14 protein-coding genes are annotated in these 17,640 nt (G+C 42.5%); 5 read left to right on the top strand and 9 right to left on the bottom strand.

The window, feature by feature from the left end; genetic code table 11:
• Positions 1-89: 89 nt before the first annotated feature.
• The 8 genes from FCV43_RS16205 to lptM all read right to left on the bottom strand — a co-directional run bounded on the left by FCV43_RS16205 (position 90) and on the right by lptM (position 10,080).
• Complete coding sequence (locus tag FCV43_RS16205; RefSeq protein ID WP_170961679.1) at positions 90-2,576, bottom strand: bifunctional diguanylate cyclase/phosphodiesterase; 2,487 nt, start codon at positions 2,574-2,576, stop codon at positions 90-92.
• A gap of 166 nt (positions 2,577-2,742) precedes the next feature.
• On the bottom strand, positions 2,743-5,232 hold the full coding sequence (locus FCV43_RS16200) for a bifunctional diguanylate cyclase/phosphodiesterase (RefSeq protein ID WP_136995776.1): 2,490 nt from the start codon (positions 5,230-5,232) through the stop codon (positions 2,743-2,745).
• Between the two features lie 165 nt (positions 5,233-5,397).
• Positions 5,398-6,114 (bottom strand): 5-amino-6-(5-phospho-D-ribitylamino)uracil phosphatase YigB, encoded by a 717-nt coding sequence (gene yigB / locus FCV43_RS16195; protein ID WP_136995775.1) that lies wholly within the window; start codon positions 6,112-6,114, stop codon positions 5,398-5,400.
• A gap of 55 nt (positions 6,115-6,169) precedes the next feature.
• Positions 6,170-7,111: a tyrosine recombinase XerC gene (xerC, locus tag FCV43_RS16190; protein ID WP_113798809.1), complete on the bottom strand. Its 942-nt coding sequence runs from the start codon at positions 7,109-7,111 to the stop codon at positions 6,170-6,172.
• On the bottom strand, positions 7,077-7,796 hold the full coding sequence (locus FCV43_RS16185; RefSeq protein ID WP_136995774.1) for a DUF484 family protein: 720 nt from the start codon (positions 7,794-7,796) through the stop codon (positions 7,077-7,079). The genes xerC and FCV43_RS16185 overlap by 35 nt, the downstream gene beginning before the upstream one ends.
• 40 nt (positions 7,797-7,836) lie before the next feature.
• Positions 7,837-8,667 (bottom strand): diaminopimelate epimerase, encoded by an 831-nt coding sequence (dapF, locus tag FCV43_RS16180; RefSeq protein WP_113798807.1) that lies wholly within the window; start codon positions 8,665-8,667, stop codon positions 7,837-7,839.
• An 11-nt stretch (positions 8,668-8,678) separates the two neighbouring features.
• Complete coding sequence (gene lysA, locus FCV43_RS16175) at positions 8,679-9,932, bottom strand: diaminopimelate decarboxylase (protein ID WP_136995773.1); 1,254 nt, start codon at positions 9,930-9,932, stop codon at positions 8,679-8,681.
• A gap of 31 nt (positions 9,933-9,963) precedes the next feature.
• A complete protein-coding gene (gene lptM, locus FCV43_RS20870) occupies positions 9,964-10,080 on the bottom strand; it encodes an LPS translocon maturation chaperone LptM (protein WP_017052861.1) in 117 nt (38 codons plus the stop codon).
• 75 nt (positions 10,081-10,155) lie between these two features.
• Here lptM and cyaY point away from each other — a divergent pair, with 75 nt between their 5' ends.
• Entirely contained in the window at positions 10,156-10,470 is a 315-nt protein-coding gene (gene cyaY / locus FCV43_RS16165; protein ID WP_017052860.1) for an iron donor protein CyaY, read from the top strand.
• 84 nt (positions 10,471-10,554) lie between these two features.
• Here the strand turns inward: cyaY and FCV43_RS16160 are convergent, their stop codons facing one another.
• Entirely contained in the window at positions 10,555-13,083 is a 2,529-nt protein-coding gene (locus tag FCV43_RS16160; RefSeq protein WP_136995772.1) for a class I adenylate cyclase, read from the bottom strand.
• 347 nt (positions 13,084-13,430) lie between these two features.
• Between FCV43_RS16160 and hemC the strand changes: the two genes are divergently transcribed.
• Genes hemC through FCV43_RS16140 form a run of 4 tightly spaced genes read left to right on the top strand, consistent with a single transcriptional unit; the run spans position 13,431 to position 17,516 of the window.
• A complete protein-coding gene (gene hemC, locus FCV43_RS16155; protein WP_136995771.1) occupies positions 13,431-14,369 on the top strand; it encodes a hydroxymethylbilane synthase in 939 nt (312 codons plus the stop codon).
• Positions 14,370-14,371: 2 nt separating this feature from the next.
• Positions 14,372-15,100, top strand: a complete 729-nt coding sequence (locus FCV43_RS16150) for a uroporphyrinogen-III synthase (protein ID WP_017052857.1) — start codon at positions 14,372-14,374, stop codon at positions 15,098-15,100.
• Between the two features lie 17 nt (positions 15,101-15,117).
• Positions 15,118-16,335 (top strand): uroporphyrinogen-III C-methyltransferase, encoded by a 1,218-nt coding sequence (locus FCV43_RS16145; protein WP_136995770.1) that lies wholly within the window; start codon positions 15,118-15,120, stop codon positions 16,333-16,335.
• Complete coding sequence (locus FCV43_RS16140) at positions 16,335-17,516, top strand: heme biosynthesis protein HemY (RefSeq protein WP_136995769.1); 1,182 nt, start codon at positions 16,335-16,337, stop codon at positions 17,514-17,516. The genes FCV43_RS16145 and FCV43_RS16140 overlap by 1 nt, the downstream gene beginning before the upstream one ends.
• Positions 17,517-17,640: the final 124 nt, after the last annotated feature.

The raw sequence follows: 17,640 nt of genomic DNA, 5'->3' as shown, positions 1-17,640 counted from the left end.
TCGCATCGAAGAAAAAGCAAAGGCCCGAAAATTCGAGCCTTTGTTTCATTTTTACCAACACTGCCACCAGCAATGGTTTCGTCACCGATTTAAAACAACCGCTTCGGCTTTCCTAAATAGTAACCTTGTAGATAATCCACACCAATGTCTTCTGCGATGTTGCATACTTCTTGGTTGTGAACAAATTCAGCCACAGTTTTCGCTTTAAATATGCCGCACAAACTCACCAATTGCTGCGCGATCTTACGCTGCTTTTTATCGGTATCAATATTACGGATCAAACTGCCATCTAACTTAATTACTTGCGGCTCTAATTTGATGATCTCATCGATATTCGAGTAACCCGAGCCAAAATCATCCACAATAATGCTCACCCCTAAATCTTTGAAGTGATCGCAGACTTCTATCATTCGTCCGTAATCTTTTATTTTCTCGCTTTCAAGCACCTCTAAACCAATGCGTTGAGGGTGGCTAATTTTGCTTATCGCGGCTTCAAGATGTTGCAGTGTTCTATCACTCATTAAGTCTTGGGGGGATAAATTTATCGAAAATGAATCCGTTGTATTACTCATGAAATCGAAAGTACGTGAGATCATTTGGCGACTCAAACGAGTATAAAGATGCGTGTCTTCAATAATCGAGAGGAATTTGCCTGGCGGAATAATCACCCCTTCCTCTTCGATTCGAACCAGACACTCTAAAGATTGCACCTCATGACTATGCGCAGCCACGATAGGTTGAGCATAGGCGATCACATTTTGATTTAACACCGCTCGGCTAACACAAGATAACACCCTTAACTGCTCTTGACGTTTCTGCTCTTGCTCTTTCAAAGTACGGGCATTGCAACAGTGTTGATTATTGCTCACCGCATAACGACGCGCTTCAATTGAACGCAATAATAGATCATCTACAGAGCTATTTGGAAAGTCGGCTTTACTGATGATACCTGCACTCACTGAGACAGAGAGGTAATCAACATCGGGCAAGCCCATCGGCTCAAAATTAACATGCTCAATATTTTCAGCAAATTCAGAAAAACGCTGCTGAATATGTGACATTTTATTTTGGCTTTCGAAGATGATGGACCATTCACCAATGCCAACCCCATATAGTTGGCATTTTTTATCAAATACCCCGTGTAACTTATCTTTAAAGTATTGGCTTAAATCACTAAGCAGCATATCCCCAACCGGGTAACCATACTTCTCATTAATTTGATGAAAATTCGTGACTTTTAATGTTAGCAAATACTCACTTTTTTTCATTTTAGTAAGATGTTCACGCAGTACCGTTCGATTGGGTAACCCCGTTCTTCTTTCAATTCGATAGCTTGTTGTTAATGCCTTCGCTTGATGTTGAATTTTCTGTGCCATATCCTGGTGCATAATATCAACATCTAATAAAGCGTTTCGAATCAGAGAAAATAGCGGCGAAATAGAACTCGTGTGTTCATGATGCGGAATTGAACGAACCACATTATCGGCAGGCCCTTCTCGCAGAGCTAAATACGTCAAGCTATGATGTAGAATCTGTTGATGGTCATTCTCATAGCAAAACTCCCCAAAACAAAAGAATCCATCACTATTCGCGACCTGTTGAAAAGGCTCTAACTCTTGGTTTCCCTCAATGAAATCCAAACGAGATATACAGTTATAGATAAAAAACTGTTGTGGGTGATGCAACGCAACTTGCTGCAACCCCAAACGAACTTGTTCAATGGTCAGTGAGGGATGATCATAACAAAATCGAACTTCATCACCCACATTGAACTCACCGTCAAACGTTATGGAATTATCTTGATGACAAGCTAATGGTAAGTACACATTCTGTTCACGAGGATCGCCAATCATTAAAGGAAAGTCGGTAATCTGCGCATAAGGCACATCAAGCCCATCCGCTAAATAACGATTGTAAATATGCTGAATCGGCTGATCATCCAAACTGTAAATTCGATGCTTATCGGCATGAGTGATTCGAAACTTTTTACCTATCGGGTTCCACTCATAGTAACTTCCTGTCCATGCCGATAATTCCGCGCCATGCAACGCCACAGCAACATAAGCATTCTCATAGATCGTATGGTTATGTAATATCCAGCGGCCAGTATCGGTATCAGCAGATGCTCCGCCCGCGACAGGGATACGATACTCCCCTTCACTGAAGGCTGAAAAAAGTGAGCGTTCACTAACTGACAGACGGTCGGCAAAACAGATGATGGCTTTTGTCGATGAGGACAGGTTTAGGTTTTTAGCAAGTAACTGGCTATCGCTCGCCGCATTAGCGCTATATGACACGACCGATGATGTACATGTCGACTGTTTAAAGTAGGTAAAGACGAAACACGAACTCTCACTTTGGATCGTGCCACTCTTAATCGCGTACTTTCCACTGGCCCCAATAATGGTGACGTCATTAAAATATTGCTGAATTTCACGGCTATACTGCGTGACGAGTGAACGAGGCTGTGATGAAAATATTTGAACCAGCACTGAACCCGTGAATTGGCTATCAAGGCGAGCCAATTCACTTCTTAATTGTTCAATATCGTGTATCAAGTAAGACTGAGATATCATAATCACATAGCAGTTACGAGTGGTAATACGTAACATTATGCAATGGTAACGTCGCTATAGCACTGAATGGTTATAGATTTTTTTAATTATGTGAATTTAACGATTAAGTCTAACCAAAATTCTCATTTGTGATACATGCCTTGCAGTGTGAAAAGTTAACCCTCCATCAAAACAGACGGCTAGGCTCACCGAGGTAAAAACCCTGTAAGTAATCGACGCCCATCCCTTCAGCAATGCGACACACTTCTCCATTATGCACAAATTCAGCCACGGTTTTGGCATTAATCACTTGGCATAATCTAACAAGTTGTGACGCAATTTTACGTTGTTTTAAGTCCGTATCAATATTTCGAATAAGGCTTCCATCAAGCTTAATGACTTGCGGTTCAAGTTTAATTATTTCATCGATATTCGAATAACCCGAACCAAAATCGTCCACAATAATCCGCGCGCCTAATGATTTGAAATGGTTACAAACTTCAATCATCCGCCCGTAATCTTTAATCTGTTCCGACTCTAATACTTCCAACCCAATATTTTCTGGGTGCTGCAAATTATTAATTGATGCTTCAAGTAATAGCAGCGTTTTATCACTCATCAGATCTTGAGGGGATAAATTGATTGAAAATGACTGATCCTTATCTGACATGTAATCGAGTGTTTTTTTAATCATATGTCGACTTAGACGAGTGTAAAGATGGGTCCCTTCAATAATCGGTAGGAATTTACCGGGAAGAATAATCTGGTCATCTTCAATAATTCGCACCAAGCACTCATGTGAAACCACGTCGTGAGTGTGGGCGGCAACAATCGGCTGATGAAAAGTGACAATCTTCTGTTCTAAGATCGCTCGGCTTACACAGCTTAACCAGCCAAGTTGTTCTCTTCGCTTTTCATCACCCAACTCAATCTCATTGGCATTATAGATGTGAGTATTATTTCTGACCCCCTCACGACGAGCTTCTATCGCCTTCAGCAGCCATTCATCACCGCTGTCAGACATGAAATCACGACGACTTGCCAACCCTCCACACAGAGAGACGGATAAGTAATCCACATCGGATAACCCATAAGGTTCAAAATTCATGTGTTCAATTTCATCCGCAAATTGGACGAACTGGGCCTTAATGGTATAACTCGGCATGTTCGATTTGAACATAACCGCCCACTCACCAACACCAATACTGAACAGACGAAAACCACTTTTCTCCCCAACCACATCCGCCAAGCGGGATTGGAAGTTTTGGGATAAATCACACAGCAATTGGTCACCCACTTGGTAACCATACTTTTCGTTCACTTGCGTAAAGTTCACCAGCTTTAACGTTAATAAATGCTCATCAGGATCAATATGGACCAAATGTTCTTTTAACGCTGCGCGATTTAACAAGCCTGTTCGGGAATCATAGCGATAGCTGTCTAATAGTTTCTTCGATTGCTTATCAAGCTTATATTCCATACGCGCATTCATCGTGTCTAAATCAGAAATTGCGTTACGGATTAAACTGAATAGTGGAGAAATGACATGCTCATTTTGAGGAACAAACTTGGTCATTTTGGCAATCACAGACGATTCTCGCATCGCCAAATAGGTCATACTGTGATGCAAAATTTCTTGCTTCTGCTCTGAGCGATACAGCTCACCCATGCAGTAGACGCCGTGACTACTTGCCACCCCTTCAAAGGTTTTTAACTCTTCGGCACCATCAATAAAATCAAGTCGAGATGCGCAGTTATAGATGAATACGGATTCAGGCTGATGCAGAGCTAAACGTTCGGTACCATGACGAACTTGTTCAACCGTTAACGAAGGGTGGTTATAGCAAAAACGAACTTCATCACCGATTTCCCACGCTTGATCAAACTCTATACTGCCATTATCTAGCACCTGCTTGACGGTGCATACGCCTTTACAAGTACCGGATTCTCGATACAACGGGAAATGAACCAACTGACCAAAAGAGAGCTTATGCCCATCGGAAAGGTAATGTTTATAGACGTCATAAGCGGGTTTGTACTCGATGGTATCGATTCGATTACCTTGTGCCTCTGTCACCCTCAGTTTCATTCCTATCGGGTTCCACTCAGAGTAAGCATCTCGCCACACTTTTAAGCTATCACTGTGTAATGCCACTGCGACACACGTTTTTTGATATGTCTTGGTTCCAAATAGAACCCAACAGCCATGCCTATTTTCTTGCGCTTGGCCCCCAGAAATAGGTGGTAAATTGTCAGACTGATTGAAAGCACAATAGATGGGATAATCACCATCCTCAATTTGATCTGAAAAACTGATAATAGCTTGAGTATTAGGCTTAAGGTTCAATGAATTGAGTAGTTGGGCGCTATCGTGCTTAGGGGAGAAACTGTACTCTTGCCGTGTCGCTGAAAATGTCGTGTCATCAAACTCACTCGCCAAGCATAACGTTCCCGCACTCTCAAGTTGGTTCGCACAAATGGTATTCATTGTGCTTTGTCCTATGATCACGCCATTAGGATATTTGATTTGAAGCATTTCGGCGTATTGTTGGACTGTTTCTGGCGCTTGAGTTGAAAAGACTTGGATTAGATAATTTTTGTTCGTATTCCAAGCTGAGTTTTCTAACTGGGCATTTAACTGTTCGATGGAATCAAACAGAATTGAGTGTGTTTTCATGAAAGCCTAATGATCTGTCTATAAAGTACGGTTAAAGATTTGAATCAATACCAACATAAATCTAGACACCGTCCGCATTCTTCGAGGCAGATCAAGAATAAACAGATAAACATTGAGTACAAGAATATCTAATCTATCAATAAGTTATCATAAATGGGAATTTTTCTATTTGAAGTATAAGAGATCACGCAAAGAATTTACTTCTATATCAGGCAGAACTCTCACTTTTTCGCAATGTTGAATATTTTTCCGTTGGTCATTATACCAACATGCTTGAAAGCCGTTACTCTTAGCCCCGTATACATCAGTGATCAAATGATCGCCAACATGCAAAATAGACTCAGCAGGCAAGCCCAACAAATCCACCGCCCGCGCAAACATATCTGCATAAGGTTTCGCTCGACCATCAGGCCCCGCTTTCAATACATGTGAAAAGTATTGCCCCAATCCAATTTTATCAGGATCCACATTTCCATTGGTAATCGCGATCAGTGGGAACTTCTCTGCCAAAATGGTCATCACTTCGTGAGTAAGTTCCGGGACATCGACCTGGTTTCGCAACCACAATGCATGCTCCATCCCTTCTTTGGCTGCCGATGTAGCTTCAGGTTCACCATAACCTAATTGAATTAATCCCTGCTGAATCTGAGTTTCGCGCCATAAAGTGACATCATGCTTTAAATTCGGGTTTTGAATCGCCAGTTCATGTTTCAGCACCTGCCATTGCTCAATGCTCATCAGTGCCGATACCGGGTGATGAGTATGCAGCCAAACCACCATCTTCTGCTCTACATTTTGAATCACAGGCCAGTTGTCATATAGGGTGTCATCAAGATCAAATGTCATGGCTTTGACGACTGATGTTCGGCGATAGATGTGCATGCTTAACTCCTACGTTACTGTGCCAAATTTTCAATGAGTGGATGTGCCAATTCACTCACGATTCTTTCGGTTTCTTATTTTTATGAGCTCTAGGATGAGCGTCATCATACGCTTGAGCAAGGTGTTGAAAATCTAAATGCGTATAAATCTGTGTGGTCGAGATGTTTTCATGCCCCAGCAATTCTTGAACTGCACGTAAATTATTACTCGACTCCAATACGTGTGTCGCAAATGAGTGGCGTAATTTATGAGGGCTAATATGGCTGGCAACAGCTTGCTTCTGACCCCACTCAGCCATTCGTTTTTGCACACTTCGATGAGAGATCCGACTGCCGAGTTTAGAGACAAACAGTGCGGGTTCACCCGGTGCAGCAATATCACCACGGACTTTAAGCCACTTCGCGACCCACTCTTTGGCTTGTCCAGAAAACGGCGCTTTCCGCTCTTTATCGCCTTTACCAATCACGCGAATTTCACCACGGCTACCATGAATGTCTTTTACATTAATCCCAACCATTTCAGCCAGACGCAGGCCCGCACCATACATCACCTCCATCATCGCTCGATCGCGGATAGCTAAAGGGTCATCTTCATTCACCTCAAGCAACTGGTTCATTTCATCTACATCTAAATTCTTTGGTAGCGTTCGTTGCTTTCTAGGAGCAGACACCCCTTTTGCGGGATTGGCCGTCATCTCTCCACGTAAGATCATAAAATCAAAGAAACTACGTAATGAGGAGAGGCGAGTCGCTAAACTGCTGGCTTTCATCCCTTCTCGCATCCCTTTACTTGCAAGCTGGCGCACCCAAGCGGCATCCACTTGTTGCCACTCATCTTGCCCCATTTGGAGTAAATGGCTGCCCATGGTTTCAAGTTGCTGTTTGTAATTACGCTGAGTATGCAAGCTAAGCCCTTTTTCACTTCTAAGGTATTCATAGAAGCGGTTTAAGGGCTTTTGCAAGCTAGAAGGAAGAGGTGTGTTGGATTCGTTCGTCATTCTCTGGCCAAGTTAAGGTCTCAATAAGGTGAGCCACAACTAATGCAAGGTGGCGCAGGAAAAGGGTATCCATATGAGGTTGAAAATGGCCGCCATCTTCACTTGAAAAAGCCAAAGCCCCTAATGAAGATTGCTTAACTAAAGGTAAAACCACATAAGATCCGAGTTCTGGCCCTGAATGCTCACCCAATAGCGCTTCTCGATCGGCTTTACGTAACCGACCTAAATACGCATCTTTACCATTTAAGTGATTGGTTGAAAACCGAGCCCAACCTTCTTTGCTAAGATTCAATTCTGGGCTAAGACGAAGTTCTGGAACCTCTTGGTTAAGCAAACGGACATAAGCCTTCAAGCCTAAATCTTTCGCTTTTAGCTTTATCGCCTTAACCACTTGAGCAATATTATCACACTGTAAAATTTGCTCTTGAAGCTCCATAAATTCATAAAAAGTTCTGTCGTTACTGGCCGCCAACGACATTAACGTTGTAATTTCTTCTTCTAGTTCTTCAATTCGTTGACGCTGACGCTTCAGTTGAACTTCAACTAACGAAACCGCGCCTTGTTGATGATTCGGTAACGATAGACGATCAACAAGCTCGCGGCGCTGGAGAAAAAAATCGGGGTTATCACGCAAATACTCCGCAACAATTTCAGCCGTCAGGGCATTCGCTTCTACTTGAGACAAAACTCATCCTCTACAATTTATTTTTATATAATGGAAAGACTTAACAGGAAAGTTGACCATCAAATACATGAGTGGCAGGGCCTGTCATATACAGAGGAGAACCCGGACCTTGCCAGCTGATTTGCAATTCACCACCAGGTAGCTGAACCGTCACATACTCAGCGAGTAAACCTTGGTTAATACCAACAGCAACAGCGCCACATGCGCCACTGCCGCACGCTTGAGTTTCACCCGCGCCACGTTCATACACTCGCAAGCGAACCTCTTCGCGATTGACGACTTGCATAAAACCAGCATTAACTCGCTCAGGGAATCGTTCATGTGATTCAAGTAGAGGCCCCAGTTTATCGACATCGGTGGTATCAACATCATCAACGACCGTTACGACATGAGGGTTACCCATACTTACCGCACCACAGAACAGGGTGTGTTCATCAGTGCGGATAATGTAGGTTTTTTCCGTCTGCTTGGCTTTGAATGGGATTTTAGCCGGTTCAAACACAGGCTCACCCATGTTCACCGTAATCAAATCGTTGTCTTCAATTTTTAATACCATCTTGCCTTTTTTGGTGCTGACATTGATGGTGTATTTATTGGTAAGACCTTTCATACGAACAAAACGGGCAAAACAGCGAGCGCCATTTCCACACTGCTCCACCTCACTACCGTCTGCATTAAAAATACGGTAGTGGAAATCAGTTTCAGGATCGTAAGGGGCTTCAACCACTAACAACTGGTCAAAGCCGACCCCTGTATTGCGATCCGCCAAACGGCGAATCAAATCAGGAGAAAAAAATATGTTTTGGGTAATGCAGTCAACGACCATGAAGTCATTACCCAAACCATGCATTTTAGAAAAATGGAAATGCATAATGCTTCAACTTACTCCGGGATAATATTTTCAAGTGCCCATAGGCTTGATAGCGCTTCACGCTGACGAACGAGGTGTGCATCTTTACCATCGACCATAATTTCGGCCACTCGTGAACGAGAATTGTAGTTTGACGACATCGCAAATCCATAAGCACCCGCCGAGCGGACAGCCAATAAATCACCTTGCTCAAGAACAAGATCACGATCTTTACCTAAGAAGTCACCCGTCTCACAAATCGGCCCCACTAAATCGTAAGTCACCGCTTCGCCTTGACGTGGTTTGACAGGCACAATATCTTGCCATGCTTGATAAAGTGCTGGGCGCATTAAATCATTCATGGCCGCATCAATAATGGCAAAGTTTTTATACTCTGTTGGTTTTAAGAACTCAACTTTCGTCAATAGTACACCAGCATTTGCCGCAATCGCACGTCCCGGCTCAAAAATCAGCTCTAGATCTGCATGCTTTTCTAAACGAGCAAGTAGTGCTTTTGCGTAGTCAGACGGTTGAGGTGGTAATTCATCACGATACGTTACCCCTAAGCCTCCGCCAACATCGAGATGTTTGATATTAATCCCATCCGCCTTAAGTTGATCGATCAGTGCAAGCAAACGGTCTGTCGCGTCAATAAATGGCGCAAGATCTGTCAGCTGGGAACCAATATGGCAATCAATACCTTGGATATCTAGGTTGCTTAACGTTTTCGCAAACTGATAAACCTGTGGTGCTCGATCAAAAGCGATACCAAATTTATTATCACGTAAGCCCGTCGAAATATAAGGGTGGGTGTGAGCGTCAACGTCGGGATTAATACGAAGTGAAATAGGTGCTTTCACCCCTAATTCTCCCGCAACGTCATTTAATCGCTCTAACTCTGGTTCAGATTCAACATTAAAGCATTTTATTTTTAACTCTAAAGCTCGCTTCATTTCTGCTTCAGTTTTACCCACACCAGAAAAAACAACTTTAGCGGGATCACCACCAGCAGCGATCACTCGTTCAAGTTCGCCCGCAGAGACAATATCAAACCCCGAGCCTAAACGAGCTAAAACATTAAGTACTCCAAGGTTAGAGTTCGCTTTAACGGCATAACACACCAAATGCGGATGCTCTCCAACAGATTGATCGAAGGCATTCCAGTGTCTCTCTAATGTTGCGCGAGAGTATACGTACAAAGGTGTTCCGTGTTGCTGAGCAAGCTCTGAAAGCGCCACATCTTCGGCCCAAAGTTGGCCATCGTCCTGATAGTTGAAGTAATCCAAAATTCTTTTCCCTTATAAAAAACGACTGCAATTACTGCGTCTGTTCACTTGGTTGAGCTTGCTCTGGTAGATAGAGCGCACCGGTTTGACCACACCCTGAAAGGGCAAGTAAAGAGAGCATAAACAAGGCTGCGATTGATTTTTTCATTTTGCATATCGTGATTATTGATTCAATGCCCCCTATAATCGCACCACACTCAAGAAAAGCAATAGGATAGACGGGATGAACGATACGGAATTTCATCAACTTGTAGATACACAGATGCAAAATATCGAAGAAGCGATCGATGAATCGGGTGCGGATATTGATTTTGAGACATCTGGCAATGTGATGACGCTTGAATTTGATGATCGCAGTCAGATCATCATTAATCGCCAAGAGCCAATGCATGAGATCTGGTTAGCGTCTCGTTCGGGTGGTTTTCACTTCAAATTAATTGATGATAAATGGACATGCTCGAAAACGGGTATCGAACTCTTTGAGATGGTTAAGGAAGAGTGCGTAAAACACGCTGGTGAAGCGATTGATTGGGTTTAACCTGCTCATTTAGATCACTTGATAAGCAATGAAATCAATAAAGGAGTGAATCATCACTCCTTTTTCATACCCAAAAGCTGAAACCTAAGCATTCACCGCTTTAGAGGGTTTAGAGTGCGGTGATGAATCATTACGATAAGGCACGACGTAAGCTTCTCCATCTTCCGGATATACGATTTGGTAGTACTGCGGTAAGTTGAAGTTAATGTATTTCGACGAAACTTGGTTCTCATCTTTAACCGAGGTATAGAAGCTGTTTACGCTTGCGATCATTTCATCTTTCTCACCATTATACTGGTGATACACTTCCACTTGGTTCGCTTCATCTAACACATAGATATTGAAACCTTGATCTGTATCTTCAAAGAAAAACTGAATCAAACCTTCACTCGCAAAGCCATCCACTACTCGTGGTAATTGGAACTCCTGATCACGATCCAACATCAACAGCGGTGAGCCTTTCAGCTTATTGGTCGAAATGCTGCGATAGAAATCGACGGAATTTTCGAGTTTTTGTACCGATACGCCACGGCGTTCAAAAAACAGGCCATACATTTGATCAGCAAGACGAATCGCTTTAAAACGACGACGTTTCTCTTGCTCTACGGGTTTAAGGCGCAAATCAATACATTCAGCCAAAAGCTGATACACCATATTACGCATCACACCGCGCAGATTCTTGCTGTAGCAGAACACATCAACGGATTCAGGGGGAATCGCATCTTGGTGCATTTTTCCGAGTACCGTTTTCAATGCATCTAGCATGGCGGTTTCACCCTTAAAATGCAGGGTTCTGACTTCGTGCCATGAATTTCGATACACCAAATCCACACTGCCCACTAAGCTTTTTGCTTCAGGCCCGAAACTAAAAATATCGATATTTTTCAAATCAACCTTAAGAGACTTACCACTTAATTCAGCGGTCGGATCATCTTCAAAGTTAATATACATCGCCAGTTGGCTAATTTCACACGGGCTCGCTAACGCTTGCATACTTGGGCGACGCTTACGAAGCGAGAAGGTATTTCTCAAGTCGCTGACCATCTGGTAAAACTTATCAATATCAATATGCGCGTCACGAACAACCGAATGCAAACGGGTCGACTCCGTGATCAAGCCATTAAAAAATGACCACGCAACCAGTTTGCTTAAGTATTCATGATGCTCTAACGCCGGTTGACCTATAATGCGATGAGCAATCAACGGCTGTTTATATAGATACCAACCGGCTTTATTACTGCGCCCTTCTCGAACTTCAATAAAGCTAAGATCTTCTTCATGTAAATCTGGCGAGATCTGTGGATTAAGTAAGGTGACTTTTCCTGGAAGCACTTCAAAAGCAGCATACAGTTTTCGAGCTAATATGCTGATATCTTGCGGGCTAATCGCAGACGTTATGCCATTACGACGAGCAAATTGGATCAGATTTCGATAACTCAACATCAAAGCATCTAGTAATGAATGATGTACAATTTGAACGAGCTCAACCTTCCAATTACGGCGTGAATCTAACTCTTCAATCACCGACTCATCCCAATCCCACTTCTGGATCATGTCACTGAGCGCTTCACGACGCCAAGCTACCGATCCCATACTAGGCTCTCGGGACAACTTCTCATGAGTTTTTAAGTAGAAACAACGTCGAACTAAGTCCAAGCGAGTCGTATCATTGATACGAACCAAGTAACGAGTCACTTTCTCAAGCATCAAATAATACGCATCCATGCCATAGAGATCGGGTTCATGGGCGAAAAAACGACGCTTTGTATCAATACTTAATAACTGAGTGTGAGGGTACTCCCACGAATAGGCTTCAAGCAAAATGGCTTTCAATACGGATTTGTATGGCGAATCGATACTTTTGTATAACTGCCATAAGTTTGAACCAAAATACTCTTCTGCTGGAATATGATTCAATTTGCCAAAATCAATCCAGTCAGAACAATCAATGTAACCTTGGTCACACAAGCCTTGCACATATTCGTCGTAGCACTCTTCCATTTCTGGAGGCACAATTTGCCACAGTAATCGCTGGCCCGCTAAGCGCACAGCCGAACGATAGAATTCATCAAGCAAAAGTAAATGCTGAGAAGACCCGCAGTTATCTCCGGTCATCTCCTCAGAATGGTTACTTCTGAAACGCTCTTCATTCATTAAAAAGAAGTTCGCTTCAACACCATAACCTTTCGCCCAATCAGTGATCAGTAAACATTTATTACTCAGATTCTCTTTATCATCACTACTCATTTGTGGTGATACACATACCCAAATATCTAAATCACTTGATGTACTTTGCCCAATAGATGAAGTACTGCCCATGGTATACAAGCCCAATATCGCAGGCTTTTCTGCTGTATTAAGCTCTTGGGAAATAGTCAGTTGGGTATCTTCAATAAACTGCGATTGAATATCATTAAGTTCAAAATTATGGATACCAAAAGGCACTTGTTGATCGAAGTAACCAGGGATCACAGGGTGATTAAAATGAAATAGGGTAGGAATAAGATGGAACACTCGCTGACTGGCTAAATCCATGAGAGCTAACGCACGATCAATGCGCTGTTGATTAAGGTTATCTAATCTTTGGATTAACGTTTGAGTGTAAGCCTGCAAGGTGTTTCCTTGGTTTGAGTATAAACGCACGTTTTGTTTATGTTTTATTCTAAAGCGACAACAAAACGTGATCAATTTAACACTTTTATCCTGAATGGTAAAGAATTTGCAATTTCATATCTCAGCGAACAAAGAGATAAAAACTGACAAACGCTTGAGCGCCGATAGTGTCCACTCTAATGCTCTTCACTAATAATAGTCCATCTATCAAATGAGAACTTTGTCACACTATTTTGGCTAATTATTCATATTCAATCACCGAATTATCACAGACTCGATCTAACAGTAATACTTTCGATATTTGAATGGTACGATTACCCCATTAATAGATAAGTATCGGAACTCAAATGACAAACTCTTCCCCTATCCGCATTGCGACTCGCAAAAGCCCTCTAGCACTATGGCAAGCATACTTTGTTAAAGCCGAACTTGAAGCGGCCCATCCAGGTATAGAAGTCGAATTGGTTACCATGGTAACTAAAGGTGACATCATTCTTGATACACCACTTGCAAAGGTTGGCGGCAAAGGTTTGTTCGTAAAAGAGCTTGAAGTCGCGATGCTAGAAGGCCGTGCTGATCTGGCTGTTCACTCAATGAAAGATGTGCCAGTCGATTTTCCTGAAGGCTTAGGCTTAGTGACGATTTGTGAACGTGAAGACCCACGTGATGCCTTTGTTTCAAATACTTATGATTGCATTGAAGACTTACCTCAAGGTGCAACCGTTGGGACTTGTAGCTTACGCCGTCAATGTCAATTGAAAGAGCAGCGTCCTGATTTAATCATCAAAGAGTTGCGCGGTAATGTTGGAACTCGCTTAGGCAAACTCGATGCTGGTAATTATGATGCTATTGTACTTGCGGCTGCGGGGCTAAAGCGCCTTGAACTTGAAGAGCGCATTCGCAGCTTTATCGAACCGGAACAATCATTGCCTGCTGTTGGCCAAGGTGCTGTTGGTATTGAATGTCGCCTAGATGACGAACGCGTTATTTCACTACTTAGTGCATTAAATCACAAAGACACAGCCGATCGCGTTCTATGTGAGCGAGCGATGAACCTCACCTTAGAAGGTGGCTGCCAAGTTCCTATTGGCAGTTACTCTTTACTCGATGGCGATGATATTTGGCTACGTGCGCTTGTTGGCGAACCAGACGGTTCAAAAATTGTACGTGGTGAAATTAAAGGCCATAGAAAAGACGCGGAAACTCTAGGTGTGACTTTAGCCAACCAACTTTTAGAAGATGGTGCGCGTGAAATTCTAGAAAAACTTTACGCTGAACACGATTAATCATGACTGTGTTGGTCACTAGACCCGATCAACAAGGGCGAGAACTTTGCCAGCAATTGGTGGGGGTGGGGATTCCTGCAATCCACCATCCGCTCATTAATATTGTCGCAAACCCTAATGGAAACAATTTAGCTCACCAACTTGCGGAATGTGACATCTTAATAGCCATAAGCCAACACGCTGTAAATTTCGCCCAGCAATTGCTCTCAAATGCTTCTTCAAACTGGCCTGCGGGTATTATTTACCTTGGCGTTGGTCAAAAAACAGCACACTATTTAAGCAAACTATCAAAACAAAAAGTAAACTATCCGCTTGTAGGGGATAGTGAGCACTTGTTGGAAATACCAGAACTACAAGATGTTGATGGAAAAAGAATTTTAATTTTACGCGGTAATGGTGGCCGTGAGTTAATTTATCAACGCTTAGTTCAACGCCAAGCAAAGGTTGAATATTGTGAAACCTACTGCAGAGAATTTATCTCATTTTCTGCAGAATCAGCATTCCCTTACTGGCAACAACATGACGTTACTCGCATTGTGATAACAAGTAGTGAACAACTCGCGTTTCTTGTCTCTCAAACACCACCAATTTATCAGACTTGGCTGTTTAACCTTCAACTGCTCGTTCCAAGTCAACGTATTGTAGAAACAGCAATAAATTTAGGCTTTATAAACGCGCTGAACGTAGGTAGCGCATCAAATTCAGATTTACTGGCTACTCTCCAGCCATAGCACAACAGGATATAAGTATGACAAGTAAAAAAAACAATCAGCATATTGAACCTGAAGATAAGAACGAAAAAAACCACCCCGTAGTTGACGAAACTTCTGTTGAAGCCGAAAGCCTTACGCCTGAAGCCAAGCAAGAAGAGCAAAGCATGCCTCCTCAACCTGAGAAAGAAAATGCGCCAGCACAACCTGCTGAATTTGTAGAAAAACAAGGAAAACGCGGCGTCAAACTCGGTACTGTTGCGATTATTTTATCCATTATTTTTGGTGGCGGATTAACATTCCAAATGCAGCAAAAAGATGCCGAGTACCAACAACAAATCTCAGCATTAAAAGATCAGCTAGGACAAGCTCAAACATCAATGCAGAGTGAGCTTAATAACGTTAAAAATGAAACCATCGAGAAAGCGACGGTTGCGAGCCATAAAGCTGAAGTCATTTTAGGTCAACAACAAAAAAGCATTGAAAGCCTTCAACTTGCGATTGCCGATGTTAAAGGCCGCCGACCAAATGATTGGTTGCTAGCAGAAGCCGATTACCTAGTAAAACTTGCAGGCCGTAAATTATTCCTAGAACAGGACGTGGTAAGTGCAACTAAGCTAATGGAAAGTGCGGATCAGCGCATAGCGGCATTGAATGATCCAAGCCTTGTCCCTCTGCGTCAAGCAATGGCTAACGACATCACCAAATTAAGAACCATTCCACTCATTGATAGAGATGGTCTCGTTCTACGCTTAACAAGCCTTCAACAGCAAGTGAATAAACTTCCATTAGCCAATGCAATTCTTCCTGACGCACCTCAAGAAGTTAAAAAAGAAGTATCTCAAGATATCAATGATTGGCAGACTAACTTAACGACCTCACTCAAAGCATTCTCCGAGCAGTTTATTACCTTCCGAACTCGTGATGGTAATGTCATCCCTCTTCTCTCTCCTGAGCAGCACTTCTATTTAAGAGAGAACATTAAAGCCAAATTAGAAACAGCAATCAAAGCTGTTTATGTTGACCAACAAGAGATATACACCACGGCTTTATCGGTCGCGAATGATTGGTCTCAAGCTTTCTTCAATCAAGATGATAATGCCGTAAAAGAGTTCAATAAGAGTTTGAATCAGCTAAGTAAGCAGAATGTTCAGGTTGAATACCCAGTGAAACTGCAAACACAAAATGTTCTATCCGATGTAATAACCGATCGTCTGCGCCGTGAAGTGACAACCATCATTACGGAGGAGAAATAATGGTACGTTGGATTTTTCTTTTCATTATCCTTGGGGCTGGACTATTCGTCGGAACCCAATTTTCAGGACAGCAGGGTTACGTACTGATCTCTATCGCTGAAAAAACCATAGAGATGAGTGTCACTACATTAGTGCTAATGATTATTGCACTGCTTGCTATCTTATTTGGCTTAGAGTTCCTATTTAAAAAAGCATTGTACGCAAGCTCAACAACATGGAACTGGTTTAGCGTCCGTAAGTTGAAGCGTTCTCGCCGCTATACCAACGAAGGCATCATAAAATTGCTAGAAGGTGATTGGAAAGGGGCTGAGAAAAAAGTCACTCGCTGGGCAAACCACCACGATATGCCTTTACTCTGCTATTTAGTCGCATCTGAAGCAGCACAAGGCATGGGCGATAAAGAGAAGCGTGATAACTATTTAGCATTAGCAAGTAAAGAGGAAAACTCTCATCTTGCTGTTGAGCTAACTAAGGCGAAGCAATCGGTACGCGATAGTGAATTTGATAAAGCATTCGATATCTTGTCATCACTTAAATCAAGTTACCCAAATAACAGCATTGTATTGAACCTACTGAAAACCACCTACATGGAATTAAGCCTATGGCAACCACTATTGGATTTGCTGCCTAAACTTGTTAAAGCTAAGCAAATCGATAGTGAAGAGCACGCGAGCTTAACTCAAACGGCGCAGTGCGGTTTATTAACAGAGGTTGCTCAACAACAAGGAAGTGAAGGCTTAATTAGCCATTGGGACTCCCTACCTCGCAAAGTAAAGCAGAGCCAACATCTAACTCATTGCTTTGTTAAACAGCTTATTGCAAGAAAAGCTGATTCTGAAGCCTATACGGTTGTCAAAGAAGCTCTGAAAAAGAACCCAAGCCCTGAGCTTTTTACCCTATTGCCTGAAATGAATCTTCCTGATACATATCCTGCGACGGTCCTATTGGAAAAAACATTGAATAAGGACAGTAGCAATGCGGAAGCGCACAGTGCTCTAGCTCAATTCTACTTACGAGATCAAAAGTGGAAAGAAGCACAAGACCACTTTGAAAAAGCACTAGAGTTACGTGCAAGCGTCTCTGACTACAGTTATCTTTCTGACGCGCTAGAGAAGCAAAACTTAACGAAAGCAGCCCATGAGGTGTCTCGTAAAGCATTAACGCTAGTTGCCAATGATTAATACCTAACTACGCTCATTAAGCCGATGCAATGCATCGGCTTTTTTATTGCCAAAACCTTCCCTATGATCACCGCTAGATCTAGAGTCGTTAATTGAATACGCTTATTTATTTGGCTCTGTCTGC

Source organism: Vibrio genomosp. F6, from assembly GCF_005146325.1.
Lineage (GTDB): Bacteria > Pseudomonadota > Gammaproteobacteria > Enterobacterales > Vibrionaceae > Vibrio > Vibrio cortegadensis.
Note: the sequence above shows the minus strand (reverse complement) of the source record. Positions and strands in the feature narration are given on the sequence as shown.